The organism is Bradyrhizobium liaoningense (assembly GCF_018130955.1).
GTDB classification, from domain to species: Bacteria; Pseudomonadota; Alphaproteobacteria; order Rhizobiales; family Xanthobacteraceae; genus Bradyrhizobium; species Bradyrhizobium liaoningense_C.
Genome location: NZ_JAFCJM010000001.1, coordinates 103,586 through 130,191 on the forward strand (window position 1 = coordinate 103,586; position 26,606 = coordinate 130,191).

General features: G+C 63.4%; 26 protein-coding genes and 2 pseudogenes. 17 read left to right on the forward strand and 11 right to left on the reverse strand.

Annotated features, from left to right (window positions below; genetic code table 11):
- Nucleotides 1-186 precede the first annotated feature (186 nt).
- The 7 genes from JQ632_RS00485 to JQ632_RS00515 all read left to right on the forward strand — a co-directional run bounded on the left by JQ632_RS00485 (nucleotide 187) and on the right by JQ632_RS00515 (nucleotide 6,806).
- Nucleotides 187-1,119: an ABC transporter permease gene (locus JQ632_RS00485; RefSeq protein WP_212400260.1), complete on the forward strand. Its 933-nt coding sequence runs from the start codon at nucleotides 187-189 to the stop codon at nucleotides 1,117-1,119.
- The gene (locus tag JQ632_RS00490; protein WP_212400261.1) at nucleotides 1,119-1,922 is read left to right on the forward strand and encodes an ABC transporter permease; all 804 of its coding nucleotides are present in this window, start codon (nucleotides 1,119-1,121) and stop codon (nucleotides 1,920-1,922) included. The genes JQ632_RS00485 and JQ632_RS00490 overlap by 1 nt, the downstream gene beginning before the upstream one ends.
- 28 nt (nucleotides 1,923-1,950) lie before the next feature.
- Nucleotides 1,951-3,015, forward strand: coding sequence for an extracellular solute-binding protein (locus JQ632_RS00495; protein WP_212400262.1), 1,065 nt, complete (start codon nucleotides 1,951-1,953; stop codon nucleotides 3,013-3,015).
- An 11-nt stretch (nucleotides 3,016-3,026) separates the two neighbouring features.
- Nucleotides 3,027-4,121 carry an ABC transporter ATP-binding protein gene (locus tag JQ632_RS00500; RefSeq protein WP_212400263.1) on the forward strand — a complete coding sequence of 365 codons (1,095 nt, stop codon included), beginning with the start codon at nucleotides 3,027-3,029 and terminating at the stop codon, nucleotides 4,119-4,121.
- A 212-nt stretch (nucleotides 4,122-4,333) separates the two neighbouring features.
- Nucleotides 4,334-5,029: a 5-oxoprolinase subunit PxpB gene (gene pxpB, locus JQ632_RS00505; protein WP_212400264.1), complete on the forward strand. Its 696-nt coding sequence runs from the start codon at nucleotides 4,334-4,336 to the stop codon at nucleotides 5,027-5,029.
- The gene (locus tag JQ632_RS00510; protein WP_212400265.1) at nucleotides 5,026-6,003 is read left to right on the forward strand and encodes a biotin-dependent carboxyltransferase family protein; all 978 of its coding nucleotides are present in this window, start codon (nucleotides 5,026-5,028) and stop codon (nucleotides 6,001-6,003) included. Before pxpB (JQ632_RS00505) ends, JQ632_RS00510 begins: the two co-directional genes overlap by 4 nt.
- Nucleotides 6,004-6,038: 35 nt before the next feature.
- Nucleotides 6,039-6,806, forward strand: coding sequence for a LamB/YcsF family protein (locus tag JQ632_RS00515; RefSeq protein WP_212400266.1), 768 nt, complete (start codon nucleotides 6,039-6,041; stop codon nucleotides 6,804-6,806).
- Here the strand turns inward: JQ632_RS00515 and JQ632_RS00520 are convergent.
- From JQ632_RS00520 to JQ632_RS00545, 6 genes are read right to left on the reverse strand one after another with little or no spacing between them, the layout of a single operon-like run.
- Nucleotides 6,799-7,233, reverse strand: coding sequence for an acetyl-CoA carboxylase biotin carboxyl carrier protein subunit (locus JQ632_RS00520; protein WP_212400267.1), 435 nt, complete (start codon nucleotides 7,231-7,233; stop codon nucleotides 6,799-6,801). The genes JQ632_RS00515 and JQ632_RS00520 overlap by 8 nt on opposite strands.
- Nucleotides 7,224-8,201 (reverse strand): biotin-dependent carboxyltransferase family protein, encoded by a 978-nt coding sequence (locus tag JQ632_RS00525; protein ID WP_212400268.1) that lies wholly within the window; start codon nucleotides 8,199-8,201, stop codon nucleotides 7,224-7,226. The genes JQ632_RS00520 and JQ632_RS00525 overlap by 10 nt, the downstream gene beginning before the upstream one ends.
- Nucleotides 8,198-8,851 (reverse strand): 5-oxoprolinase subunit PxpB, encoded by a 654-nt coding sequence (gene pxpB / locus JQ632_RS00530; RefSeq protein ID WP_212400269.1) that lies wholly within the window; start codon nucleotides 8,849-8,851, stop codon nucleotides 8,198-8,200. The genes JQ632_RS00525 and pxpB (JQ632_RS00530) overlap by 4 nt, the downstream gene beginning before the upstream one ends.
- The gene (accC, locus tag JQ632_RS00535; RefSeq protein ID WP_212400270.1) at nucleotides 8,848-10,203 is read right to left on the reverse strand and encodes an acetyl-CoA carboxylase biotin carboxylase subunit; all 1,356 of its coding nucleotides are present in this window, start codon (nucleotides 10,201-10,203) and stop codon (nucleotides 8,848-8,850) included. Before accC ends, pxpB (JQ632_RS00530) begins: the two co-directional genes overlap by 4 nt.
- The gene (gene accB, locus JQ632_RS40210) at nucleotides 10,203-10,673 is read right to left on the reverse strand and encodes an acetyl-CoA carboxylase biotin carboxyl carrier protein (protein WP_212400271.1); all 471 of its coding nucleotides are present in this window, start codon (nucleotides 10,671-10,673) and stop codon (nucleotides 10,203-10,205) included. The genes accC and accB overlap by 1 nt, the downstream gene beginning before the upstream one ends.
- Before the next feature lie 47 nt (nucleotides 10,674-10,720).
- Nucleotides 10,721-11,479: an SDR family oxidoreductase gene (locus JQ632_RS00545; RefSeq protein ID WP_212400272.1), complete on the reverse strand. Its 759-nt coding sequence runs from the start codon at nucleotides 11,477-11,479 to the stop codon at nucleotides 10,721-10,723.
- Nucleotides 11,480-11,664: 185 nt separating this feature from the next.
- Between JQ632_RS00545 and JQ632_RS00550 the strand changes: the two genes are divergently transcribed.
- The 3 genes from JQ632_RS00550 (at nucleotide 11,665) to JQ632_RS00560 (ending at nucleotide 14,412) form a co-directional block, all read left to right on the forward strand.
- Complete coding sequence (locus JQ632_RS00550; RefSeq protein ID WP_212400273.1) at nucleotides 11,665-12,618, forward strand: LysR substrate-binding domain-containing protein; 954 nt, start codon at nucleotides 11,665-11,667, stop codon at nucleotides 12,616-12,618.
- A 96-nt stretch (nucleotides 12,619-12,714) separates the two neighbouring features.
- Nucleotides 12,715-13,386 (forward strand): 4-carboxy-4-hydroxy-2-oxoadipate aldolase/oxaloacetate decarboxylase, encoded by a 672-nt coding sequence (locus JQ632_RS00555; RefSeq protein ID WP_212400274.1) that lies wholly within the window; start codon nucleotides 12,715-12,717, stop codon nucleotides 13,384-13,386.
- A 39-nt stretch (nucleotides 13,387-13,425) separates the two neighbouring features.
- Nucleotides 13,426-14,412 carry a peptidyl-alpha-hydroxyglycine alpha-amidating lyase family protein gene (locus JQ632_RS00560; RefSeq protein ID WP_212400275.1) on the forward strand — a complete coding sequence of 329 codons (987 nt, stop codon included), beginning with the start codon at nucleotides 13,426-13,428 and terminating at the stop codon, nucleotides 14,410-14,412.
- 30 nt (nucleotides 14,413-14,442) lie between these two features.
- On the opposite strand, the pseudogene JQ632_RS00565 reads toward JQ632_RS00560, so the two are convergent.
- The 5 genes and pseudogenes from JQ632_RS00565 to JQ632_RS00585 form a co-directional block, all read right to left on the reverse strand.
- Nucleotides 14,443-15,347: pseudogene (locus tag JQ632_RS00565) on the reverse strand (Gfo/Idh/MocA family oxidoreductase).
- 15 nt (nucleotides 15,348-15,362) lie between these two features.
- Nucleotides 15,363-16,532, reverse strand: coding sequence for an N-acetylglucosamine-6-phosphate deacetylase (gene nagA / locus JQ632_RS00570; protein WP_212400276.1), 1,170 nt, complete (start codon nucleotides 16,530-16,532; stop codon nucleotides 15,363-15,365).
- On the reverse strand, nucleotides 16,532-17,545 hold the full coding sequence (locus JQ632_RS00575; protein ID WP_249151178.1) for an SIS domain-containing protein: 1,014 nt from the start codon (nucleotides 17,543-17,545) through the stop codon (nucleotides 16,532-16,534). The genes nagA and JQ632_RS00575 overlap by 1 nt, the downstream gene beginning before the upstream one ends.
- Before the next feature lie 8 nt (nucleotides 17,546-17,553).
- Nucleotides 17,554-18,309, reverse strand: a complete 756-nt coding sequence (locus JQ632_RS00580; protein WP_249151179.1) for a GntR family transcriptional regulator — start codon at nucleotides 18,307-18,309, stop codon at nucleotides 17,554-17,556.
- Nucleotides 18,300-19,178, reverse strand: coding sequence for a BadF/BadG/BcrA/BcrD ATPase family protein (locus tag JQ632_RS00585; RefSeq protein ID WP_212400278.1), 879 nt, complete (start codon nucleotides 19,176-19,178; stop codon nucleotides 18,300-18,302). The genes JQ632_RS00580 and JQ632_RS00585 overlap by 10 nt, the downstream gene beginning before the upstream one ends.
- A 93-nt stretch (nucleotides 19,179-19,271) precedes the next feature.
- Here JQ632_RS00585 and JQ632_RS00590 point away from each other — a divergent pair, with 93 nt between their 5' ends.
- From JQ632_RS00590 to dinB, 7 genes and pseudogenes are all read left to right on the forward strand, one after another.
- Nucleotides 19,272-20,216, forward strand: a complete 945-nt coding sequence (locus JQ632_RS00590) for an N-acetylmuramic acid 6-phosphate etherase (RefSeq protein ID WP_212400279.1) — start codon at nucleotides 19,272-19,274, stop codon at nucleotides 20,214-20,216.
- 1 nt (nucleotide 20,217) lies between these two features.
- Nucleotides 20,218-21,480: an ABC transporter substrate-binding protein gene (locus JQ632_RS00595; RefSeq protein ID WP_212400280.1), complete on the forward strand. Its 1,263-nt coding sequence runs from the start codon at nucleotides 20,218-20,220 to the stop codon at nucleotides 21,478-21,480.
- A gap of 173 nt (nucleotides 21,481-21,653) precedes the next feature.
- A complete protein-coding gene (locus tag JQ632_RS00600) occupies nucleotides 21,654-22,571 on the forward strand; it encodes a carbohydrate ABC transporter permease (protein WP_212400512.1) in 918 nt (305 codons plus the stop codon).
- Nucleotides 22,572-22,579: 8 nt separating this feature from the next.
- Nucleotides 22,580-23,413, forward strand: a complete 834-nt coding sequence (locus tag JQ632_RS00605; protein WP_212400281.1) for a carbohydrate ABC transporter permease — start codon at nucleotides 22,580-22,582, stop codon at nucleotides 23,411-23,413.
- 9 nt (nucleotides 23,414-23,422) lie between these two features.
- Nucleotides 23,423-24,511, forward strand: a complete 1,089-nt coding sequence (locus JQ632_RS00610; protein ID WP_212400282.1) for an ABC transporter ATP-binding protein — start codon at nucleotides 23,423-23,425, stop codon at nucleotides 24,509-24,511.
- A gap of 171 nt (nucleotides 24,512-24,682) precedes the next feature.
- Complete coding sequence (locus JQ632_RS00615) at nucleotides 24,683-25,144, forward strand: histidine phosphatase family protein (RefSeq protein ID WP_312015550.1); 462 nt, start codon at nucleotides 24,683-24,685, stop codon at nucleotides 25,142-25,144.
- 180 nt (nucleotides 25,145-25,324) lie between these two features.
- Nucleotides 25,325-26,571: pseudogene (gene dinB / locus JQ632_RS00620) on the forward strand (DNA polymerase IV).
- Nucleotides 26,572-26,606: the final 35 nt, after the last annotated feature.

Below are 26,606 nucleotides of genomic sequence, written 5' to 3' on the forward strand. Positions count from 1 at the left end.
CGGAGCGGCGAAAGGTACAGCCAGCGGCATGCGTCGATCAGGATCGGAGCAGGATGCCGAACCAATTGTCATAATCGTTCTTAATGCCCCCAAACGAAGATGTTCTTGGTCCTGTAGGATGCCGACGCATAAGCTTCGTAGAAAGAGGGGTAGGCCTTGGTATCGCGCAGTCGAGGACGGCCAGCGATGACCACCAGCGAGGACGCGGTGGCGGTTTTGGGTGCCCAGGCTCCACCGGCGGCCCGGCGGGGATCGCGCTGGCGTCTGGCTTTGCCGGTCGGGCTCCTGGCCGTCCCGATGCTGGCATTCCTCGCGTACTTCTTCTTTTATCCTGCGATCCAGCTGTTGCTTTCGAGTATCCAGACGCAGGACAGCCGCGGTATCATCGGGCGCCCGTTCACGCTTGCGCACTACGCACGTCTGATCAACGTCGAGCTTTATGCGCGTGTGCTTTGGACGACGCTGCGGATCAGCATCATCACCTCAGTGCTCGCGACGGTACTCGCCTATCCAGTCGCGCTGGTGATGGTCAAGAGCCGTCCGATGATCACGCGGATCATTACGCTGATCGTCATTGCGCCCTTGATCGTCAGTGTGGTCGTGCGCGGATATGGATGGCAACTGATCCTTCAGAATGGTCCGAAGGGGATGTTGAACTGGATCCTGATGACGCTGCATGTCGTCGACGCGCCCTTGTCGGTTCTGTACACCGAAGCGGCCGTCGTCATCGGGTCGCTGCACGTGTTCTTCCCAATGATGGTTCTGCCGCTGGCGTCGGCGCTCGGCAAGATCGATCCCAATCTCGAAGACGCGGCCCGGATGCTTGGCGCGCCATGGTGGAGGGTGTTCCTCCGGGTGACGCTCCCATTGAGCATGCCGGGCTTCGTGGCGGGCTTTACCCTGGTGTTTTCGCTCACCGCCGGCTCCTTTGTCATTCCCGCGATCCTGGGCGGCGCCTCGGCGGTCATGCTCGGTAACCTGATCGAGCAGCAGATCTTCGTCGTCTACGACTGGCCGTTCGGCGCCGCGATTGCCCTCGTTCTCGTCGGCCTCGTCCTCGCGGTCAATGGTGTCTCGATGTGGCTGCTGGAAGGCCGGCGTCTCAGGAGGCCCGAGTGATGGACGAGCGGTTTTCCGGCTTCGGCGCCTTCATCCTCTACACCATCACCGCCGGCATGATGCTGTTCATCCTGGCGCCGCTTCTCCTCGTGATGGCGGTGTCGGTCTCCGATTCCTATTTCGTGACGTTTCCTCCGCAAGGGTTTACGCTGAAATGGTATGCCAAGGTTCTCCAGGACCGCGATTTCCTCGAGGCGATGCGGCTGAGCATCCTGCTCGCGCTTGGCACGACGGCAGGATCGCTCCTGCTCGGTGTACCCGCGGCCTTTGCGCTGGTACGCGGCAACTTCTTCGGTCTGGCGGCGATCAAGGGGTTCTTGCTCTCGCCACTGATCTTCCCGGCACTGATAACGGGCCTGGCGCTGCTTCAGGTCCTGACCAAGCTTGGTTCCCAGGATGCGCGGCTCAATCTCCTGATCGGGCACGTGGTCGTGACCTCGCCCTATGTCATCCGCACCGTCGTCACCAGCCTTCAGCTCGTGGACGAAAATCTGGAGGATGCCGCGCGGACGCTCGGGGCGAACCGGCTCACGACCTTCTGGCGCGTGACGCTGCCGCAGATCGCCTCCGGCGTCGCCGCCGGCGGGCTGTTCGCCTTCATGGTGTCCTTTGACAATTATCCGGTCACGATGTGGCTGGCGAATTCCGAGTACTCGCCCGTGCCGCTCGTCCTGATGCGGCAACTGGTCAATGTCTTTGACCCTTCCGTGCCCGCGATGTCGACGATCATCATCCTGATGGCGATGGTCGGAGTCCTGTTGTTGGAGAAGTTGGTAGGCCTGCGTCGCGCGTTGGCCGCCTGATGTCTATTCGTAGAAGGAGATTGGAATCATGAGCCTTACCCGTCGGACTCTCATCAAAGCCGGTGCATCCGCGGTTGCCTTCCCGACGATTATCAGTCGGTCGTGGGCGCAGGATGCCAAGCAACTGCATGTCGGCGTCTACAACTCGGCGCTGGGCAAACTGATCCAGAAGGAGGTCATTCCCAAGTTCGAGGCCGAGTTCAAGTGCCGCGTCTTCACGATTGAAGGCGCGACCCTCTCCAACATCGCCGCGCTGCGCGCGACCCGCGACACGCCGCGCTTCAGCATGATGATGATGGATGACGTAGGCATCCCCCAGGCCAAGCAGGAAGGGCTGATCGACAAGCTCGACGCCGCCAAGATTCCCAACCTCGAGAAGGTCTATAAGCGCTACCTCTTTGAGGACGGCTACGGCGTAGGTTTCTCGATCTCCAGCGCGGCTATGTTCATCAATCCGCAGGTGACGAAGCCGCTCGAGAGCTATGAGCAGATCTTCGACGCGAAGTATCGCAAGCAGATTCTGCTGAATACACCCAAGAATACCCAGAGCGTGCTGATGCTCATCGTGGCGACGGCGCTCACGACGGGCAAGCCGCTGAAGGAAGCGCAATACCTGGTCGACAGCGGTTGGGACAAGCTCGCGGCTCTCAAGCCCAACGTCTTGACGATCTACGACAGCGAGGCACAGGTGCTTCAGGTGGCCCAGGGCCAGGCGACAATCGGCGGCATTGAATACTCGAAGGCGATCTATCCGCACACGGCGAAGGGCATGCCGATCGACATGACGTTCCCCAAGGAAGGCGCGTTCACGGGCATCAACAGCATGACACTGGTCAAGAATGCGCCCGAGCCGGAACTCGCTTGTGCCCTGATCAACCGCATTCTCGAGCCCTCGGTCGCCAAGATGCTGTCCGAGCAGACCCTCAGCGCGCCCTCGGTGGGCGGCATCGACTTCAAGCCGGAGACAGCCAAGTTCCTTGCCTATCCCGACACCAAGGCAACCGATCTCGGGCTGTTCACGCCGGACTGGAACTTCATCGTTCCGCGCCGCGGCCCCTGGCTGGAGCGCTACAATCAGGTGTTCACGAGCTGAGCGGGGGTGCCATGAGGTCGTCCGAAGTCAGGCTTGATCGCCTCTGCAAGGAATACAATCGAACCGTCGCGGTCGATGACGTATCGCTCACGATCGAGCCGGGCCACATGGTGGCGCTGCTCGGTCCGAGCGGATGCGGCAAGACGACCTGCCTGCGCATGATCGCGGGGTTGATCCGTCCGACATCCGGCGATGTCTTCGTGAACGACAAGAGGATGACCGATGTTCCGGTACACCGCCGCAACGTCGGGATGCTGTTCCAGAACTACGCGCTGTTTCCTCACCTGACCGTCGAGGAGAACATCGCATTCGGCCTTGAGATGCGCGGGATATCCAAGGCCGATGCCGCAAGGAAGGTGGGCGAGGCTCTCAATCTCGTCCAGCTATCCAGCTTCGGGAAGCGCTATCCGGCCCAGCTCTCCGGTGGTCAGCAACAGCGCGTCGCGCTAGGGCGTGCCCTGGTGATCGAGCCGGCGATGCTGCTGCTCGACGAGCCGCTTGGAGCGCTCGACAAGGGGCTCCGCGAGAGCATGCAGGTCGAATTGCGCGCCCTTCAGAGGAGGCTTGGCCTGACGACCATCATGGTGACCCACGACCAGGACGAAGCCCTGACGATGGCGGACAAGATCGTGGTGATGCGCGATGGCAAGCTCGAGCAGGTCGGCTCCGCGACCGAAATTTACCAGCGTCCGACCTCGAAATTCGTTGCAAAGTTCATCGGTGCGTCGAATCTGTTTGAAGGCCTCGTCGAACAGCGAAATGGGAGCGGAGCAGTCATTCGTGTGTCGCCTGAATTGAGCCTTCAGGTCGACCAGATATCGCCATCGGCGAATGACGTCATGGTCTCGATCAGGCCCGAGGCGATCGTTGTCGAGAAGGTCGGCCAGAATCCGGCGGCACAGCGCGCGAACAGTGTGATGGCACGTGTCGATCAGGCGATCTATCGCGGATTCGTCAGTCACTATTACCTCAAGACGCCGAGTGGCGGACAGATCGTCGTGTTCGAGCAAAATCAGTCGCAACAGGCCGGGCTTCGATACGCGGTGGGCGAAGAGGTCGTCGCGCGATGGGAGACTCCAAGCAATCACGTCATCGCGCGTCACTGAAGTTCGGAGCGAGCGCTGCAGGTGCGGTTGGGACCGCTGTGTGCGGTATCGGACCGCTCCGCGCGGACGCATGTTGGGAAAGCTCAACCAGTCATCTTGTGGGCAATCGACATCCCTTATACCCGCAGACGAACATGATCTTGGATTGGCTTTTGCTGCTTGGCTAGACTTGAGGGTGGCAGCGCGATAGGCGTTGGACCAGTGAGGCCCTTTTGTCGATTAACCAGTCCAGCGCTCCCTTTGTCGGCGCAATCGAGAAAAGCCCGAAGATCAGCCTGATCGGCACACTGGCGATGCTGGTCGAGGCGCCGGGTGAGTTTGACATGGTTCAGCAGGGACGCATATGGGCGCTCGCCGATGCGCTTTCGTCCTGGCCGAATGTTCAAGAGGCCGTCATCGGCGTCACCAATGTGTTGCTGGTATTCGAGCAGCCGCCTGACGACATCGGCGTGCTCGGTGCGTCGATCGTCGAGCTGTGGCACCGCCTGCCAGGCCGCAAGGCGGACGGCAAGTTGATCGAGATTCCCGTCGTCTACGGTGGTGAGCACGGCTTCGACCTGCCTGCGGTCGCCACGCGCGCGGGACTATCCGAACGGGACGTGATCAGGATTCATAGCGATGGCGAATATACGGTCTGCGCGGTCGCGAGCTCGCCGGGGTTCGGTTACCTCCATGGTCTTGATCCGCGTATCTACATGCCACGGAAGTCCGTACCCTCGTTGAACATGAGCGCGGGCTCGGTGACCATCGGCGGGATGCAGACCGGCGTCGCGGTCTTGACCAGCCCGAACGGCTGGAATGCGATTGGCTGGGCACCCGTTGCGAGTTTCGATCCGCGGCGGACACAACCGTCACTCATGCTGCCGGGCGACCGTGTCAAATTCAGGATCGATCGGATCGAGCTATGATCGAAATACTGACTAGCCACGCGTTCAATACCATCCAGGATCAGGGCCGCAATGGCGCGCGCCGCCTGGGTGTCAGCCCGTCCGGTGCCATGGATCCCGTCGCGCTTGAGGCCGGCAACGTGCTGCTCGGTAACGAGAGCGATGCCGCTGGCATCGAGATCCAGACGTTTCCTTTCCGCCTGCGATTTGGGGCCGACACCACGTTTGCACTCACCGGTGCCGATCACGATGCCACATTGGCGGAAGCCGCTGTTCCATCATGGTGGTGCAGGCGGGCGAGGGCGGGCGACATCCTCGCGATCAGCGCGCCGAAGCGCGGCGCGCGCGTTTACGTGACGTTCGGAGGGGGCGTCGACGTGCCGCGCGTGCTTGGCTCGCGCAGCACCCATTTGCGCGCCGGGTTCGGTGGGTTTGAGGGACGCGCCCTGCAAGCCGGCGACGTCGTGCCGGTCGGCGGGACACAATGCGAAACCGCCGGCCGCTTCGATTTCGGCGTCGCGCCGCCGGATGTCGCAATCGCGGGCGTCGGTCAAACGGATGACCGCGCGCTGCGGATACGCGTCATGCGGGCCGGAGAGTATGATTTGTTTTCGGAGGCGATGCAGGCGACGTTCTGGTCCACGAGATGGAAGATCAGTGCCCGAAGCGACCGGGGCGGATATCGCCTCACCGGAGACAGGCTGACATTGGACACACCGGCCGAGATGCGCTCGCATGGCGTTGTGGCCGGCGTCGTGCAGGTGCCGCCGGCCGGCGAGCCGATCATCCAGATGAGCGACGCCAACACGGCAGGCGGCTATCCGAAGATGGCCGCCGTGATCCAGGCTGATCTCTGGCGCCTCGGCCAGGCGGCGCCGGGGTCGTTCATCGCCTTCAGCGAGGTGAGCTACCAGGACGCGGTCGCGGCCATGGCTCCCGTCAACGACTACATCGCGAAGTTGCGTGCGACCGCGGATCTGTATCGAGCGCTTTGAGTGGACGTCAACAAGAACAAGAGCAGGAAGCGAACATGAAAGTCGGCATCAATTCAGACATGGGCGAAGGCTTTGGCAATTACCGCATCTGCGACGACGAGGCGCTGATGGGCATCATCTCGTCCGCCAACGTGGCGTGCGGCTTCCACGCCGGCGATCCCATCATCATGGATCGTATGGTCCGCCTGGCGAAGCAGAAGGGGGTCGAGGTCGGCGCCCATCCAGGCCTGCCCGATCTGCTCGGATTTGGCCGTCGCGTGATCCTGATGGACGCCGCCGAGCTCGAAAAGCACATGGTCTATCAAATCGGTGCGTTGCAGGCGATCGCGGCCAATGCCGGCCATCGCGTGACCCATGTCAGCTTCCACGCTGCCATGGGCAACATGGTCAATGCGGACGCCGACATGGCCGACGTCGTCGCCCGCGCAATTGCGACCATCAATCGCGATTTCATCGTTTTCTCACAGCCTGACGCCGAGATCGTACGTGCCGCGCGCAAGGTGGGCCTGCGTGTCCTGACGTTGTTCCTGGCTGATCGGGCCTATGACGAGAACGCCCATCTGGTGTCCCGCAAGCTTCCGAACTCGGTGATCACGTCACCGGAGGCCGTGGCTGACAGGGTCAGGCGGTTCCTTGATAGCGGAACGGTGCAGACCATCGAGGGCAAGTCGATCAAGGTTGAGGCACGCTCGATCCTGATCCACAGCGACACGCCTGGATCAGTCGGTCTCGCCGCCACGGTGCGCCGCGTGATCGAGCAGGGCGGCGGCGAAGTCACGCCCGCAACCGTATTGCTCAATTGATCGGGTTGCTTTCGGCGAGCGGGCGGATGCGCGCAATCGGGGTGCCGTAACCGACCGTTGCGCCGGTCTCCGCGATCACGGCATCGACGGTGCCGGCGGCCGGCGCAACGATGGGGGCGTACAGCAATCCGATCTTGACCAAGCCAACGATCGCGCCGGCCTCGATGCGCTGGCCGGGCGCGACGAACGGCTTGTCCCGCCAGGGATGAGCCGCAAGGAAATGTCCTGCGACATTGGCTTTCGCAAGTACGGAATGGTCTGTGGCAGGGCCGGCCGCGGCGGCAGGCGTCGGAGACGCGGCCATCCGGGCGCTTTTCTCCACGACGAGCTTCAGGGACAGTCCCGGCTCCTCGATCTCGATCGCGTCGACACCGGACCTTTCGAGGATCTGCGCTAGACGCTCGACATCGGTCATCTCTATCGGCATGTTCGGATCTCCTCGACAAGACGGACGTTGGTCCTCAGCCGATCGAGATAGGCCGACATCCCATCCTCGGCTGCAAGGGCATCGGCGTAGGCGGTTTGCTCGAACCGCAACCTTCCGCCGAGCCGCGCCTGCCCGACGCGCCACAGGTCGGCCCGGATCACGGTCGCGATCTTTGGATAGCCGCCGGACGTCTGGGCGTCGCGCATCTGGATGATGGGCTGTCCATTGGGCGGAATCTGGATGACGCCGGGGACGATGCCGTGCGAGCGCTTCTCGATCGGCGCTTTCGGCTTCACGGCGGGGCCTTGCAGGCGGTAGCCGTAGCGGTTGCTCTGGGGCGTGATCTTCCAGCTGCTGGACCAGAACAGCTCCTGCGTGGCTGCGTCGAACGCGTCGTATTCGCCGGCGATTACGACCCTGACGATGGTCTCGTCCGCGGCAGCGTTCGACCGCGCCAGCGTGATGTCGGCCGGCTCGATCCCGAGCTCGCCGATGGTCGTGGTGGAGGCCGTGCAGGGCAGGGAGTCGCCGGGCAATAGCGGCCGTCCGTGCAAGCCGCCGAATTCGCCGCGAAATTGCGTGCTGCGCGAGCCCAGCACCACAGGCACGTCGATGCCGCCGCTGACAGTCAGATAGCTTCGTGCGCCGCAGGACATTGCCTTGATGTTCAGAATATCTCCGGCGCGGGCGTGCAATCGCCACCATGGCGGGATTGCGCGTCCTGCGATCTCGGCCTCGACACCGGCCCCCGTGAGCGCAAAGGCCATGTCCCGGCCGAAACGGAGTTTGAATGGCGTCATCGGAATCTCGATGCCAGCGGCGTTCTCGTCGTTGCCGAGAACGATGTTGCCGACGCGCAGGGCGACGTCGTCCATCGCGCCCGACGTGCCCACCCCAAAGCGATACTGGTCGAAGCGGCCGAGATCCTGGACGCTGGCAGGACCTGTGACTGACAGGATCTCGATCAACGGATCACCCGCTTGATCTCGAAGCGGATCGTATCGCCCGGCGCGAGCGCGGCTGGTGTCGGCCGGGACGGATCGAAGAACGTCCAAGTCGTGTGTCCGATGGCGTGCCAGCCGCTGGGGCCGGGTGATGCGGAGACGCCCGTCTGCGATCCGCCGATGGATACCGAGCCGCCCGCGGAACGTTGCAGCGGCGTCTGCCGCCGCGGCATGGTGATGCGCGGATCCATGCCGCCGAGGTAACAGTAGCCGGGATGGCTGCCCAGCGCGAAGACCGTGTAGAGCGGCGCCGCATGGATCGACACGATATCGTCGACCGACAGGCCGCAATGATCGGCGACGGACTGGAGCGATGCTCCGATCTCACCGCCGTAAGTGACTGGCAGCCTGATCTCGCGGCCGCCGATCGCGAGGCCTTCCGCCGCGTCCCAGCCGTCGTTGAGCGCAGCGATCAAGGTGTCCAACTCGCGGGGCGGCGTCTCGAATGTCAGCATCAAATTGGTGATGCCGGGAATGGCCTCGCGGATTCCTTGCCATTTCGACGCCATTGCTGCCAGCGACCAGATGCGCCGCTGATGCGGCAGGTCGAACGCTCCGGGCGCCTCGAACAGGAGAGCTGATGTGCCGAGCAGGCTGATCCGCGGCGTCGTCATTGCGCGGCCACCCGCGCATTCATCCAGTGCTCGAGATGATGGATGTCGTAGCCACCGCCGCAGAACGTCGGATCGGACAGGATCGCCTGATGCAGCGGCACATTGGTTCGGATACCTTCGACGCGCAGTTCGGACAAGGCGACGCGTGCACGCGCCAGCGCTTCATCGCGGGTGCTGCCATGAGCGATCAGCTTGCCGATCAGGGAGTCATAATGGCGGGGAACGCTCGCGCCGGCGGCGATATGCGTATCGACGCGGATACCGATGCCACCGGGAACGTCCCAGCGCGTCACCGTGCCGGGCGAGGGCGCGAAAGTGGTGGGGTCCTCGGCGTTGATGCGGAATTCGACCGCATGGCCGACACGTGCGACGTCGGCTTGCAAGATTTGTAGCGACTTACCCTGCGCGATGCGGATCTGCTCCTTGACGATGTCGATCCCAGTCGTCATCTCGGTGACGGGATGCTCTACCTGAACGCGCGTGTTCATCTCGATGAAGAAGAACTGTCCGTTCTCGTAGAGGAATTCGAAGGTGCCGGCGCCGCGATAGCCGATCCGCCGGCAAGCCTCGACGCAGCTTGAGCCCACCTTCTCGATCAGCGCGCGATCGATTCCGGGCGCGGGAGCTTCCTCGACGACCTTTTGATTCCTGCGCTGAAGCGAGCAGTCGCGGTCGCCGAGCCAAAGATGATTGTCGTGCTGGTCGCACAACACCTGAATCTCGATGTGGCGGGGCTTTTCGAGGAATTTTTCGATGTAAACCGCAGCGTTTTTGAAGGCCTTGCTCGCTTCCGCGCGTGTCAGCGCAAGCGCCTCGTCCAGCGCACCTTCGTTGCGCACGATCCGCATGCCGCGTCCGCCGCCGCCGCCGGCGGCCTTGACGATCACGGGATATCCGATGTCCCGCGCAATCACGCGCACCTCCGACGGATCATCCGGCAGGGCGCTGTCCGGCCCGGGCACGCAAGGTACGCCCGCCATCCGCATCGCGCGCTTGGCCGCAACCTTGTCGCCCATGGTCCGGATACAGTCCGCGGGAGGGCCGATGAAGGTGAGACCGGCGCGCGCGACCCGTTCGGCGAACTCCGCGCTCTCCGAGAGGAACCCGTAACCCGGGTGAATCGCCTGGGCGCCGCTGACCTCGGCCGCTAGCAGGATCGCCGCCGCGTTGAGATACGTGTTGCTCGCCGGCGCCGGCCCGATGCAGAGCGCCTCGTCAGCGAGTGCGACATAACGCGCGTCGCGGTCCGCCTCCGAGTGAATGACGACTGTCTTGAGACCCATCGCCCGACAGGCGCGCTGGACGCGAAGCGCGATCTCGCCGCGATTGGCGATCAGGACCTTGTCGAACATCAGGATGAACCCGCAGGACCGATCCGAAACAGCGCTTGACCCGCTTCGATCTCATCACCGTTCTCCGCCAGGATCTCAAGCACGACGCCCGGCGCCTCGGCGGCGATGTCGATGAAGGTCTTCATCGCCTCGATGATGCAGATCTTCTGCCCGGCTTCGATCCTCGCGCCGACCTCGACAAGCGGCGGCTCGTCCGGCGCTGCGGCCCGGTAGAACACACCGTGCATCGGTGCGGGCACGACAATGTCGGCGATGGCCGAAGCGGTAGCATCGCGAGGAGGGCTCTCTTGGTGATTGGGGGTGGGGGCCTGCGCACTGCCTCCACTTGTGGGATGGGCCGGGACTGGCGGCGCTCCCGCAGACGTGCGCTTGAGGATGCGGATGCGGGTTCCGTCCTGCGTCAGGTCCAGCTCCGCGATGGCGGAGCGCGCAACCAGATCCACGAGTTGTTCGATTTTGGGGAGGTCCACAGTCACGTTCCGCGTTGACGGCCTATCGAGTTCGGGGCGTTCATGCGTCACTCTGCCGGCGGCCGGCTCTTCTGTGCGAAATTGAGGCCGCCGACGACTTGCTGGGTCGGCAGGACTTCCATGAAGGCGACATTCATGCGCGCCGGCGATCCAACCGCAAATGCGATCGAATTGGCGATGTCCTCGGGTTGGAGTGAATCATAGTCGTCGAAGAAGCGGCGCTTGGCTTCGGCCAGATCGCCCAGCAGCCGTCCGAAGACTTCAGTCTCGACCCGGGCCGGCGATATCTCGGTGACGCGAACCCGGGTTCCGAAGAGGTCGACGCGCAGTTGCTGCGACAGCGAGTGAATGCCCGCTTTCGTGGCATGATACACGGTGTTCCCGCCGCCAAACGCGTAGTGGCCGGCGATGGAGGAGATGTTGACGACATGACCGCGGTCGCGGCGCGCCATGCCCGGCACGATGAGCCGCGTCAGATGCAGCACCGCGCGCAGATTGACGTCGACGAGCGCGTCGACATCCTCCGGCGTCGTGTCCAGGATATTGCCACGCCGCGACTGTCCGGCGTTGTTAACGAGGACGTCGAACTCGGACGACTTCGCCAGGGCCGCAAGTGCGTCGAGGTCGCTGATATCAACGGCGCAGGGGCGGCACCCGGTTTCCGCGGACAAGGCGCTCAGGCGGGCCGCGTCGCGGGCCACAGCGTGGACTTCAAGCCCTTCCGCACTCAGGCGGCGAACCGTCGCAGCCCCGATCCCCGAGGACGCGCCCGTCACGAGGGCCGTTCGATAGTCCGAAAATCCCATCCACAGGGCTCCTCTGCTACCGTCCAACCACCCAATGGCGTCGGCTGCAACGCGAGCGGCGGACGAGTCCAGCACTACCTATAGGCCCCTCAGGTTCCAAGTGGTAAGAACATTTCCTTCTGATCCCATAGCTTCAGCCTATTGCTGCTGCATTGCTCCCTGTCTGGATATCCGGAGGCGCCGTATTGGATACGAAACGTTTGGAGGCATTCATCAAGGTCGTGGATCTCGGCAGCATGACGAGCGCGGCAAAGGTGCTGAATGTCGCGCAGCCGGCGCTCAGCCAGCACATTGCGAGCCTGGAAGCGGATTTCAAGTGCAAGCTGCTCGATCGCAGCGCCCGCGGCGTCAAGCCCACTGAGGCCGGACGAATCCTCTATCGCTATGCCAAGTCGATCCAGCGGCAGATTGAAGAGGCCCGGCGCACCATTCTGGACAACAAGCCGGAGTTGACCGGTAACGTGACGATCGGCCTCGCCCCGCTCAGCTCGGCGGCATTGCTCGCGACCCCGCTCCTGATGCAGATTCGCGAACGCTATCCCGGCGTCGTACCACACATTTACGATAGCTCCGGGGTCATGCTCAGCGAAATGATGCTGAAGGGAAGCATGGATATGGCCGTCCTCTACGGCGAACGCCCGGTGACCGGTCTCGATTACAAGCCGCTGATGCGCGAATATTTTTACCTTGTCGCGCCTCGCAGCATGTATCCGGAGCAGATGCCTCCGGAGGAAGTTTCGGCGGCGGAGGTCGCGCAATTCGACCTGCTTCTTCCATATCGGGAATCCTTCCTGCGACAGACGGTCGAGCGGGTCTGCGCCGAGGTGGGACTCCGCCCGCGCATCGTCGCCGAGATCCATTCCCAATCGACCCTGTCTTCGGCGATTGCAGCCGGAGTGGGGGCGGCCGTGCTGCCCATGTCGATCGCAAAGGAGTTGCCGAACCTCGACGAGCTCTGCATTCGGCGGATCAATGCGCCGTCGGCCTCGCAGCAGCTGTCGCTATGCATTTCCGATAACGCTGCCTTGTCCGATGCCGCATTCGCTGTCTACAAGATATTGCTTGAGATCATCGTCAAGACCTGGGGGCCGTTCGATTTCCCTCCCGGCGTGGTTGCGATCGCGAAGGATGAGCCATAACGAAATGCGATGCGGCAATCCTAAAATCTGAATTTGCCGCCTCAAGGCGGTTGGTTATGGAGGTGTAACGGCGATCGCGGCCGCAAGGAGGATATCATGGTGCATGTGATCAGGACATTCGATCGGCCCGCCGCCGACCTTGTCGAGCGCATCAAGAAGTTTCCTCCGTCCACCCTGCACGAGGCGCAGGGGCGATCGGGCGCACTGACCTCCCGGATCAAGCCGATCTATTCCGGGATGCGCGCCTGCGGACCGGCGCTGACGGTGAGCTGCCATCCGGGCGACAATATGATGCTGATCACGGCGATTTCGCTGGCCAAGCCGGGCGACGTGCTCGTGGTGAGCGCAGGCGATCATCCCGAGCAGGGCGGCTTCGGCGAGGTGCTGGCGACGGCCTGCGTCGCCAAGGGCATCGTCGGCCTGGTCACGGATGCCGGCGTTCGCGACGGACTGGCGGTGCGTGACACCGGCTTCAACGTCTTCTCCTACGGCCTGTGCATGAAGGGCACGGTCAAGGAGACCCTCGGCTACATCAATCAGCCGATCGTTATCGGCGGAATTTCCGTCCGCCCCGGCGATATCGTGAGTGCCGACGACGACGGTGTCGTCATCGTGCCGAAGGAGAACATTGCCGACGTTTGCGTCAAGTCCGCGGCGCGCGAGGAGAAGGAAGCCGGCGTGATGAAGGCGCTCAAGGCCGGCGGGGACATCCTCGAACTCTCCGGCATCGGCAAGGTGCTGGAGTCCAAGGGCTGCACCTTCGCCTGAGCGGTCACGCGCCGCAAGCAGGCAATGACGGGAGATCAGGTGTCAGCCATTCTGGGCACGGGGGAGCATCGCTACCGCGTCGTAGACAACTGGGCAAAGCTGCCGGACGGCTGGCAGCTGACCGACGTCGCTTCCGTCGCCGTCGACAGCAAGGACCGGATCTACGTCTTCAACCGCGGCGCCCATCCGATGGTGGTGCTCGACCGCGACGGCAACTTCTTGCGGAGCTGGGGCGAGGGACTGTTCAACCGCGCACACGGCCTGGATATCGATGCCGACGATAATCTCTACTGCACCGACGACGGCGACCACACCGTGCGCAAGTGCACGACCGACGGCAAGGTTTTGCTGACTATCGGCGTTCCCGAAAAACCCGTGCCTTTTATGAGCGGCGATCCCTTCCATCGCTGCACCCACACCGCGCTGTCCCCGAAGGGCGAGATCTACGTCTCGGACGGCTACGGCAACGCCCGTGTTCACAAATTCACGCCCGATGGCAAGCTGATCAAGAGCTGGGGCGAGCCCGGCACCGACCCTGGCCAGTTCAATATCGTGCACAATATCGTCACTGATGCGGATGGCTGGGTCTATGTCGCCGACCGCGAGAATCATCGCGTGCAGGTGTTCGACGGGAACGGCAAATACGAGACGCAGTGGAACAACCTGCACCGGCCGTGCGCGCTGTGCTGTTGCGGCGGCGGCAAGAGCCCGACCTTCGTGATCGGCGAGCTGGGTCCCGCCATGCCGGTCAACCGCAAGGTGCCCAATCTCGGCCCGCGGCTGTCGATTGTGGACGCCAAGGGCAAGCGCCTCGCGCGGCTCGGCGGCGAGGATGGCCCCGGTCTTGCGAGCGGCAAATTCCTCGCGCCGCACGGCATCGCGCTGGATTCGAGGGGCGACATGTATGTCGGCGAGGTCGGCGTTACCGACTGGAAGACGAATTTTCCGGACGAGGACATGCCGGCCGTGGTTCGCACTACGCGTTGCTTGCAGAAGCTGGAGCGCGTGGCGGACGATCCGCGCTAGAGGCGCGCGGCGCATTCGATCGGTGCAGATTTACAGGCGGACGACTTCCCCGCTCCGAACGCTCTCATCGGCGGCAAAGACGATGCGGAGTGAGTTGATCGCGTCCTCGTGATGCTCGGATAGGTCGATCTCGCCACGGATCGCGCTCAGAAACAGCCGCTGCTCGCGCTCGCACAGCTCCTGATGGCCGGGTTCGTCTGCTGTCGAGATCAACTCGTCCGGCTTCGCAAAGCGGTCTTCGGTGTCGCGCGCCGCGTGATGGATGCGAAGGGCGTTGGTCCGCGTATGCGTGTCATGGTCCGCCGAATGCGCGCCCGCATCGGTGCTCTCCTTCGCGACGATCGACACACTGCCGTTCGGGCCGATCAAGTCCTTCACGAAATGAGCGGTCTCGCTCATCATCGGACCCCAGCCGACCTCGTACCAGCCGACGGATCCATCGTCGAACGTGATGTGAAGATGGCCGTAATTGTACATGGCCGGCGCGATCTCGCTCGTCAATCGCGCCCCGACCGCGTGGACCGCGACAGGACGCGCTCGCGTCACCTGGCACATGATGTCGACGTAATGGACGCCGCAATCGACGATCGGCGAAGTCGACCGCATGAGCTTCTTATGAACCTCCCAGAAGGAGCCCGCAGACTGCTGGTTGAGATTCATGCGCATCACGAGCGGCTTTCCGAGCGTCCGGCCGATCTCGACGAAGCGCGACCGGGACGCAAGCTCGTGAGCGCCTCGTCGAAGCTTTCGAAGCGCGGAAGAGCGGGAAACTCGGCCTCGAGATCGTCGCGATCCGCTGCGCGGGAGGTGCAAAGACCGACGAGCTCAAATCCCTCGACCGATCTGTAGGCGTGAGCATGGCTGGTTCCCATGGTGCCGAGGCCAACCACGAGAACGCGAACATTCTGTGCGGTCGAAATGGAGGGCGAGGACATTGCTCGATCGGTCCCTCAGTCAGGTGTTGCCTGCCAGCTCGTCGCGCTTGGAGCGTCGGCGGTTGCACGGCCCTCGATCCAAGTTTCGAGCACGCGCAAACGGTCGTCGAGATGTACGAGGCTCGCGAGATAGCCTGGTGCGATACGGCCAAGTTCCGCGTCGCGCCGGAGAAACGTCGCCGGAACGCGCGACGCCATCGCGAGGGCGTCGGTGAGATCGAGTCGCACGACGTTGACGGCATAGCGTACGGCTTCGTCCATGGTTAGAACCGAGCCTGCGAGCGTTCCATCCTCGAGCCGCAGGCAGCCGTCTGCACGAGACACGCGGCGGCCCTGTAGATCGAATTGATCGGGCCCGCCGGCCGCCGGTGGCATTGCATCCGTAATCAGCATGAAACGATCGTGGCGCTTGGCGGCGAAGGCGATACGCAAGTTCGCCTCGTGCACGTGATGACCATCCGCGATGATTCCAACGAAAGCCTCGGTGAGATCGAGCGCGGCGCCGACCATGCCTGGCTCGCGCCCGGCGGGCGCACTCATGGCATTGAACAGATGGGTAAACGCCTGTGCGCCGGCTTCGACAGCCGCGCATGCCTCCGCGTAGCTTGCATCGGAGTGGCCGAGCGAGACGAGCACACCATGCCGCGCGAGTTCGACAATACTCTCGACGCGGACCCGATTGGGCGCGAGCGTCAGCATGACCGCCCCGCAATTCGCATTGGCGATGGTCGCGAGGTCGCCGGGCTCGAGGTCGCGGATGTATCGGAGCTCATGCGCGCCCTTGCGGTGCGGGTCCAGAAAGGGCCCTTCCAGATGGATGCCGAGGGTCGCCGGGGTCAGATGCCGCGCCTCGCGCGCGGCGGCGATCGCCGCCGCCATCACCTGCGGCGTGTCGGTCACCAGCGTCGGCAGCAGCCCGACGGTGCCGTGCTTGCGATGGGCAGCTGCAATGCGGGCGATGCCTGCGGCTGTCGGGTCCTCGTTGAACAGGACGCCACCGCCGCCATTGACCTGCACATCGATATAGCCGGGCGCGAGCAGGCCGCCGCCGAGATCGCGCACGGCGCCCTGAGGTCTCTCGGAGTGAGGAACGATTGCCGCGATGCGCCCGCCTTCGACGACGACTGAGTGGTCATCGAGAAAACGCTCACCATCGAAAATCCGCGCGCCGGACAGAATGGTCATTAAACAGTCTCCGTCACCTTGCGCAGGTTGCGCGGGCGGTCGGGATCGCGCCCGAGCCGGAGCGCAAGCGCCTCGGCAAGGCGGTAGAAGCGGTGGATCATGACGATGGGCTCCAGCAGCGTCGCTTCGGCTTTCGCCGTAGCGAGACGATCTGCCTCGTCAGCGCCGCCCGCTTCGATTGCAATCACCGTCGCGCCGGCATTGGCCAGCGCCGTGAGCGTCGGCAGCATGCCTTCGCGGGCTGCGTCGGACGGCAGGAAGGCGATGACGGGAAAGTCCGAGGCCACAAGCTCGGCCGGGCCATGCAGCACCTCGGCCGCGGAATAGGCCTCGGCGTGAATCGCGCAGGTTTCCTTGAGCTTCAGAGCCGCCTCCGCGGCGATCGCAAGCGTCGCGCCGCGACCGAGCACGAAAGCGCTGCGGGCATTTGCGAGCCTCTCGAGCATCGCCGCGGGCGGCGGCGTTCCTTGCCCGCGGAGGAGGTCCGGCAGACCGGTGAGGGCGTCTGCGAGCTGCCGATCCTCGCGCCAGGCCGCGACGAGGCTCGCGCCCGCGGCGAGACCTGCAACCATCGATTTGGTTGCGGCGACGGAACGTTCCGTGCCTGCGCACAACGGCAGCAGCAGTTCGGCCTCTTGCGCGAGCGGCGCGGCCACGTCGTTGACCAGTGCGACGGCCAGCGCACCGCCGCGTCGTGCGGAGCGCTGCATTTCGACGATGTCTGGGCTGCGTCCCGATTGCGAGATCGCGACGGAAACGCCGCCTTCGAGCCGCATCGGCGTACGATAAAGTGTCGCGATGGAGGGGCCGATGGAGGCACAGGGCACGCCCGAAACGATCTCGACGAGGTATTTCAGATAGAGCGCGCAGCAATCCGACGAGCCGCGAGCGATGGTTGCGACGAGCGGCGGATCGAGGGCGCGCAGACGCGCCCCAAGTTCAGCGAGCCGCTCCGCGTTCTGGCCAAGCTGGCGCGCGACCGCTTCGCCTGCCTCGCCAATCTCCTGAAGCATGTGAGTCGTCATCGGTGCGCCTTTCGGGCCGGTGGCGACAGCGTGAGTTCGGAAACGAAGTCATAGGCGTCGGCGCGGTACCAGGATTTCGTGAACTCGACGCAGGATCCGTCGGCGAGATAAGCGATACGCTGGATATAGAGCGCCGGGCTGTCCGGTGCGACGCCGAGCAGTTCCGCATCCGCATTATCGACGAGGGTCGCACGCAAGCGCTGCAGGCCGCGGGTGGGCTTGAAGCCCTTCGCCGAGAGCGCCTCGTAAAGCGAGCCGCCGACCGAATTCTGTTCAGGAAGAAAGCGTATCGGCACGGCGGCGCGCTCGATCGCCATGGGCGAACCGTCGGCCAGGCGCAAGCGTCCCAGCCGGAACACGCGTTCGTTCGGCCTTACGCCAAGCATCATGGCCTCTTCCGGCGTCGGCAGGAACACGCCGCGCTCAAGTTCACGCGAGCTCGCCTCCAATCCGCGCAGCCGCATGTCTTCCGTGAAACTCGTAAGACGCGACGAGGGCTGTTCGACGCGCGGCGTTGCGCGATGGATGAAGGTACCGGCGCCATGGCGGTGAAACAGCACGCCTTCGGCGATCAGATCGGCAATCGCCTTGCGCAGCGTGGTGCGCGATACGTCGAGCAGCTCGCACAATACGCGCTCGGCCGGAAGCAATTGCGTCTCCGCGAAGCGTCCGGTCTCGATCTCGCGCCGAAGCGCGTCGACCACGGCACGATAGAGCTTCTGGCCCGGCGCGGTTTCGACCGTCATGGACATGCCGCGTCCTCCGCGAGCGTTCCGCCAGCGAGCAGGATTGCGCCGTCGACTGCGTCCCGCTGCGGCGGGGCGAGGCGCTTGGCCACATCAGGCGGCAAAAAGGGGCGCAAGGGCTCACCGAAGCCGCCAGCGAGCGCAATGCGCTCGGCGCCAAGCGCAGCCAGCGCATTCGCAAGCGCCGCTATCGCGCTGGCTGCTTCGCCGACAATTTCGCGCGCGCGCATATCTCCGGACCTGGCGACCTCCAGGATCGGGGGTGCGAACGCGCCGTAGTCTCTGGGCCTCGCGTCTGCTGCCCAGCGGCTCATCCGCAATGGGTCGTCATCGAAATGGCGCGCGAGCGCTTGCGCGAGTCCGCTCATCGGTTCGAGGCCATCGATCGCACGCAGCGTCGCGCGTAACGCCGACTCGCCGAGGCGCGCGGCCGATCCGTCGTCGCCGAGCCAGAAACCGCGTCCGCCGATGATAGTCGTTCTACCTCCCACGCGAGCGATGCCCGCCGAGCCCGTGCCAGCGATGATCAGGCCGCCGTCGCTGAGGCCGTTGGCACCGACGCAGGCGGCGATGGCATCATTGACAGCCACGATGCGCGCAAAGCCGGGCAGGGCGGCGGAGACACGCTCTGCTTCCTCGTCGTCCGAAAGCCCGGCAAGGCTAAGGCCGACCGCGATCTCCTGCCTTGGCGCACCGGCGGCGATCGCGGACTCGATCGTTTCACGGACGACCCGCATGGCCTCGTCAAAATCGAGATAGATATTCGAAGCCGGCCCGAGGCCGCGCCCGAGCTCGCGGCCCGACGAGTCCCGCAGTCTCGCGCGGCAACGGGTCGCGCCGCCGTCCACACCGAGGAAGAACTGGGCCGTCGCCAAGGGGCCTCCTAAAAAAATTCTTAACGCCTCTAGACAAGTGGTATGTCACGTGGCTAAAACAAATACAAGAGGTATCTACCATTGGTATTCACGATGTCGGTACTGACGAGCTTGGAGACGGACGCAGAGAGGTGGCGCGACACCGGCGGTGTCGTGGTGGTCGATGAGGCGATGTTCGCGGAGGCGATGCTCGCATCCTACCGCCGGGCGATTGCTTCGGTCGCGGCTGCCTCCGAAGACATCCGCGCGGCCGCGCTTCGCCTCGCCGCGATCTGGCGAGCAGGCGGGCGTCTGGTCTATGCGGGTGCAGGCTCCTCCGGTCTTGCGGCGGCCGAAGATGCTGCCGAGCTTCCCGGAACGTTTGGCCTTGAGCTGAGCCGCATCGCAATTGTCCTGCCCGGCGGGACCGCCGAGCCATTCCGCATTGATGGAGCCGCTGAGGACGACGCCGCAGCCGGTGAGCGGGCCATAACCGCGTTCGGTGATCTCTCCCGCGACGCCGTGATCGCCGTATCGGCGAGCGGCTCGACGCCGTTCACCGTCGCAGCCGCCGCCGAGGCGCGCCGCTGTGGCGCCTTCGTGATCGGCATTGCGCACCGTCCAGGTTCGCCCCTGCTCGTTGGCGCCGACGCCTCGATCATGCTCGAAAGCGGGGAGGAGGCGCTGCGCGGCTCGACCCGACTCGCAGCCGGGGCTGCGCAGAAGGCCGCGCTCGGCATGCTCTCATCATTGATGGGATTCGAGCTCGGTCACATCCATCAGGGCCTGATGGTCAATCTGAAGGCCGATAATGCGAAATTGCGCGAGCGGGCGCGCGGGATCGTCGCAACAATCGCCGGAGTCAGCAATGCCAAAGCAGAAGCGGCGCTGCGTGAGGCCGCCGGCGAGGTCAAGCCAGCGATCCTGATTGCCTGCGGGATCGTCAGCATGAGCGAAGCCGTCACGTGGCTCGCTGCTGCGGAAGGCCGGATAGACGATGCATTGCGCCGCGCAGGCGTCCACGGGATCAAGGGCGAAGGCCCGAATAAGGGAGCGTAGCATGAGACGGACATTCAAGGCTGCAAAGGGAGCTGGGGTTGCCGCGTTGGCGTTGCTTGCGGGGCTTGCGTCGGCCGAGGCAGGCTCGTTGAAGATCGAGAGCTGGCGCAATGACGACGCCGACATCTGGAACTCGAAGATCATTCCCGCCTTCAACAAGCATTATCCCGACATCAAGATCGAGTTCGCGCCTTCGGCGCCCAAGGAATACAACGCCGCCCTCAACGCGCGGCTCGATGGCGGCACTGCCGGCGATCTCATCACGTGCCGTCCTTTCGACGCCTCGCTCGCGCTCTATCAAAAGCGCCAGCTCGACGGGGTCGACGGCCTCAAGGGCATGGACAATTTCTCCGATGTCGCGAAGGCCGCATGGCAAACGGATGACGGCAAAACCACCTTCTGTGTTCCGATCGCCTCCGTCATCGCCGGGTTCATCTACAACAAGGAAGCTTTCGCCAAGGTCGGCGTGTCCGAGCCAAAGACGCTCGATGAATTCCACGCCGTACTCGAGAAGCTGAAGAAGGACGGGACCTACGTCCCACTGGTGATGGGCACGGCTGACCAGTGGGAGGCCGCGACCATGGGCTTCCAGAACGTCGGTCCCGACTATTGGAAGGGCGAGACTGGTCGCGCCAATCTGATTGCCGGCAAGGAGAAGCTGACCGACCCGCAATACGTCGCGGCCTTCAAGGAGATCGCGAGCTGGGCGCCGTATCTCGGATCGGGCTTCCAGGCACAGACCTACGCCGACAGTCAGAACCTGTTCTCGCTCGGCAAGGGCGCGATCTATGCGGCCGGCTCGTGGGATATCTCGACGTTCCGCGGCCAGGCGAAATTCGCCATGGGTGCATTCCCACCGCCCCAGCCGGCCGGCACGACGGATTGCTATATCTCCGATCACACCGACATCGCGATGGGCGTCAACGCAGCGTCGAAGAATAAGGAAGACGCAAAGAAGTTCCTGGAATGGCTGACGACGCCGGAATTCGCAACGATCTACGCCAATGCGCTTCCCGGCTTTTTCCCCCTTGCCAAGACTCCGGTGAAGGTGGACGACGATGTCGCCGCGACGATGGTCGGATGGCGCCAGACCTGCAAGTCAACGATCCGCAACTCGTATCAGGTCCTGTCGCGCGGCACGCCGAATCTGGAAAACGAGCTCTGGAACGTGTCCGCGCAGGTCGTCAACGGCAAGCTGACGCCCGATGCTGCGGGCAAGCAGCTCCAGGACGGCCTCGACAAGTGGTACAAGCCCGCCAAGTGACGCCAGCCCCTCTCTCCGCTTTCGCGAGGAGAGGGACTTTCCTTGTTTTTCGATAGCTATGCATACTCCGCTAACACATGGCGCGAGCCTAAAGAGCGGAGAGGGACGATAACGCACGGTAGGTTCAATCTCTTTCCGTCATGCCCGAAACGGTCTCGAACATCACCGCTCAGATGCCTCGCGCAAAACTCGCGGGCCTTCTGCTGTTCTTTCTCGGACCGGCGGTCGTGATCTACACCCTGTTCTCGATCTATCCGCTCGTCGCGACGATGGCGCTTTCCACCTACACGAGCGATCCGTCCGGGGCCCGGTATTTCGTCGGGCTTGCCAACTTCGAAACGCTGCTCGGTGACGCGCTCTGGTCGAAGCCGTTCTGGAATGCCCTCGGCAACAATCTGATATTCTTCGCAGTGCACATGTGTGTGCAGAATCCGATCGGTATCGCGCTCGCAGGATTGCTGAGCCTGCCAGGCCTGAGGCTCAAGGGCTTTTATCGCACCGTCATGTTTCTCCCGACGATGCTTTCGGTTGTCATCGTCGGCTTCTCCTGGAACCTGATCCTGTCTCCGCTCTGGGGCGTAGCTGCCGGCGCTTTGAAGGCCGTGGGGTTGGGCTCCCTGTTTGCTCCCTGGCTGGGGCTCGAATCGAGCGCGCTCGTAACCCTGTCCCTCATTTCCGTCTGGCAATTCGTCGGCATCCCGATGATGTTGATCTATGCGGCGCTGCTCAACATCCCCGAAGAGTTAATCGACGCAGCACGCGTCGACGGGCTCGGACATTTCCGCATCTTTTTCCACATCAAGCTTCCGCTCGTCCTGCCGACGATCAGCCTGGTCTCGGTCTTGACCTTCGTCGCCAACTTCAACGCTTTCGATCTGATCTATTCGGTCAAGGGCGCGCTTGCCGGGCCGAATTTCGCGACCGATATTCTCGGCACGTTCTTCTATCGCACCTTCTTCGGTAACCAACTGCAGCTCGGCAATCCGACGATGGGCGCCGCAGTCGCGACTGTCATGTTCTTCATCATCCTCGTCGGCCTCTGCCTCTATCTCTTCCTCGTGCAGCGGCGCATCCGCCGTTACGCTTTCTAGGAGGCGGCATGGCGGCGGAGCAGCGCGCAAGGAGCCTTGGCGTCCATCTCGTCCTGATCGCCTACAGCCTGCTTGCGGTAGGTCCAATCCTCCTGGTGGTGATGAATTCGTTCAAGGTGCGCAGCGCCATCTTCGGTAGCCCGCTCGCGCTGCCGGACGCTGCGACCTTCAGCCTCGTCGGCTATGAGAAGGTTTTTCGCTCCTCTCATATCCTGACCTACTATTCGAATTCGCTGATCGTGACCCTCGTCAGCATGGCGCTCGTGCTGCTGTTTGGCGCGATGGCGGCTTGGGCGCTGACCGAATACCGCTTTCGCGGTTCGACGGCGCTCGCACTGTTTCTGTCAATCGGCATCATGGTGCCGATCCGGCTTGGTTCTGTCGCGATCCTCAACATGATGCGGTCTTCGGGCCTCAACGACACACTGACGGCCTTGATCCTCGTCTACGTAGCGCAAGGTCTGCCGATGTCGATCTTCATATTGAGCGAGTTCATCCAGCAGATCCCTAGGGACTTACGCGACGCCGCGCGCTGCGACGGCGTGCCGGAAACTCGCATCTTCTTCGAAGTGGTCGCCCCTCTGCTGCGCCCGGCGATCGCGACTGTGGCCGTCTTCACCATCGTGCCGATCTGGAACGACCTCTGGTTTCCGCTGATCCTGACGTCAAGCGACTCGACCCATACGGTCACGCTCGGCGTGCAACAGTTTCTAGGCCAATACATCACCGACTGGAATTCCGTGCTGGCCGCGCTGTCGATGGCGATCCTGCCGGTCGTCGTGATCTACGTGATCCTCTCGCGCCAACTCATCGCGGGCCTTACCTCCGGCGCAGTCAAATAGGTTGTCAGAATGGCCAATCTGCGCATCGAGCACCTCAACAAGCGCTATGGCGCGACGACAGTTCTCAACGATGTCAACCTGAACATCGAGGACGGTGAATTCGTCGTTCTTGTCGGCCCCTCAGGCTGTGGCAAGTCGACGCTTCTGCGCTTGATTGCCGGGCTCGATGGCGCATCGGGCGGCGACATCCATATCGCCGGCAAGCTGGTCAACACGCTCGCGCCTGCCGAGCGCGGCATCGCGATGGTGTTCCAGTCCTACGCGCTCTATCCGCACATGAATGTGCGTAAGAACATGACGTTCGGGCTGAAGTTCACCGGAGTGCCGCCCGCCGAACGCGAGCGGCGCGTCACGGAGGCGGCCCGCATGCTGCGGCTCGAGGAGTTGCTCGAGCGCTATCCGCGCGATCTCTCCGGCGGCCAGCGTCAGCGCGTTGCGATCGGCCGCGCGATCGTGCGCGAGCCCGCCGTTTTCCTTTTCGACGAGCCGCTCTCCAATCTCGATGCAGCTTTGCGCGTCTCGACACGCGTCGAGATCGCGAATTTGCATAGGCTGCTGAAATCGACGATCGTCTATGTCACGCACGACCAGGTCGAGGCGATGACGCTCGCGGATCGCATCGTCGTGATGAACAAGGGCTGCATCGAGCAGGTCGGCAGGCCGCTCGATCTCTACTATTCGCCCGCCAATCTGTTCGTCGCCGGATTCATTGGCTCGCCCGCGATGAATTTCTTCGAAGCCAAGGTTGGCAGTGTAGAGCGCGGATGCGCACGTGTGGCTGGACCTGGCTTTCGCAGCTTCGAGTTGCCGGCGACCTCATTGAAGGCTGGCGATGTGCTGACGGTCGGTGTCCGTCCGGAGCATCTTGGCCGGGGCGTCGACGGTCCCTTCGCCGTCGAAGGCATCGTCGAGCTGGTCGAACGGCTTGGCGAGGCCTCCTTCGCCTATGTGCGCGGCGTCGACGGCAGGATGTTCGTTGCAGAGGTCCGCGGCCGCCGGACGCCGTCGCCGGGCGAGACGGTGACGCTCGTTGCGGCGACTCCCGACATGCACGTCTTCGACGCCTCCGGCCTGCGTGTTCCAACACAAGCCGATTGACGGAGGCGACACGATGCCGATTGCAAGCAGGCCTGAGAGCGTGATCATTCAATCATGACGAATGTCGTGCGCTATCTGACCCATCCTCAGGTGAATATCGATCCGTCGATTCCCGTTCCGTGCTGGGGCCTCAGTGAGGTCGGGAAAGCGCGTACGGAAGCCGTGACGACCATGGGACGGCTGTCGGGTACCACGCAGGTCATCTCCAGCGGCGAGCGAAAGGCGATCGAGACCGCTGCGATCATTGCCGCAAAGCTGGGCGTCGACATAGAGGTGCGCGAGGAGATGCACGAGAACGACCGATCGGCCACAGGCTTCCTCGTCCCCGACGAGTTCGAGGCGGTGGCCAATCAGTTCTTCGGGCAACCCCACATCAGCATTCGTGGCTGGGAACGAGCGGTTGACGCCCAGCGGCGCATTGTTGGCGAGGTCGAGCACGTGCTGGCGCGCAATAGGCCGGGCGACGTGCTCTTTGTCGGCCACGGTGGCGTGGGTACTCTTTTGTACTGCCATTATTCCGGCTTGGAGATTGATCGCGGCCATGACCAACCCGCCGGCGGAGGTTGCTTCTTCGCGTTCAGCTCGCATGGCCGTCGCGTGCTGCACGCGTGGCGTCGCCTCGAAGAGCTGTGAGTTCGCGAAGATCAATCCCGCTTGGACGATCTGTCGAGGCCGATACACCACTCCTTGAGAAACCAGCCGCGCGGTACGTATTGCTTCGATCGCACTCTGTAGCTTGACACCCGCCACGAATGTTCTCATTATGTTCTTGGTGCTGCAACGTCCTCGAAACGCCACGGGCAAACGATCGGGATGGCTACGACAGCCACCATCCTGCATGCGGACCTGGACGCCTTCTATGCCTCGGTAGAGCAGCTGCTTGACCCGTCGTTGCGCGGCAAACCAGTCGCCGTCGGAAGTGGCGTTGTGCTTGCCGCTTCTTACGAGGCCAAGGCCTTCGGAGTGCGCGGGGGCATGCCGGGACGACAGGCGCGCGAACTCTGCCCGCAACTCATGTTTGTCGGCGGGCATTTTGGGGAATACCAACGGCTGGGCGACGCCGCCATCAAGGTGATCGGCGATTTCACGCCGCTTGTGGAACGCATTTCCATTGACGAAGCCTTTGCTGACGTTGTGGGCTGCACCCATCTCTTCGGTTCACCTGCCGAAATTGCCGGCGCAATCCGCCAGCGGGTGCGCACTGAGCTTGGCCTTCCGATCTCAGTTGGTGTGGCGCGCACCAAGCATCTGGCAAAAATCGCCTCGCAAGTTGCCAAGCCCGACGGGCTAGTGGTCGTCGATCCCGGCACCGAACTGGAATTCCTCCACCGCCTGCCCGTCGAACTCATGTGGGGAGTGGGCCCAGTCACGAGCACACGGCTCGCCGAGATCGGCGTGCTAACCATCGGCCAACTGGCACAGACACCGGGATGGTCGCTTGAACGGCTGCTCGGTCCCGCGGCAGGAGAGAAACTTGCCGCACTGGCGTGGAACCGCGATCCAAGGGAAATCAAGCCTCACCGCCGGGCCCGATCGGCAGGAGCGCAATCGGCAATTGGCAGGAAGCCTGCCGAAGAGGACGTTTTTCGCCCAACCCTGCTTCACCTCGCTGACCGAATCGGCTCCCGGCTCCGTGCTAAATCCAGGCCTGGTCGCACCGTGACGGTCCGCGTTCGCTTCGCAAATCTGAACTCGGCCACCCGGTCGGTCACGCTCGACGCACCAATCTTCGCGACCGTTATCCTTGCCGAGATCGCCGAGGATCTCGTGCGCGCTGTCCTCGCAGAACACCCTGATCAGAAGACGATTTCGCTCCTGGCGATCTCTGTGTCGCATCTCGAAGAGCGCTGGGATCTGGAGCTCGAACTTCCACTTGGACTTCAAGATGAACGCCGCCGCCCCGGAACCAAGATAGGCATGGCACGATTGGCGGCCGATCGTGCCATCGACAAGATTCGCGGTCGCTTCGGATGGGACGCGATTGGATACGGCTCGGTGGCGCTGGGCATCTCTCGCTCCGTTCCCACGAGTTTCGCGAACTCGCCGAAAAGGAGCTGTGACCGTGCGCCGAGTGATTCAAACCGCGCTCCGGTGC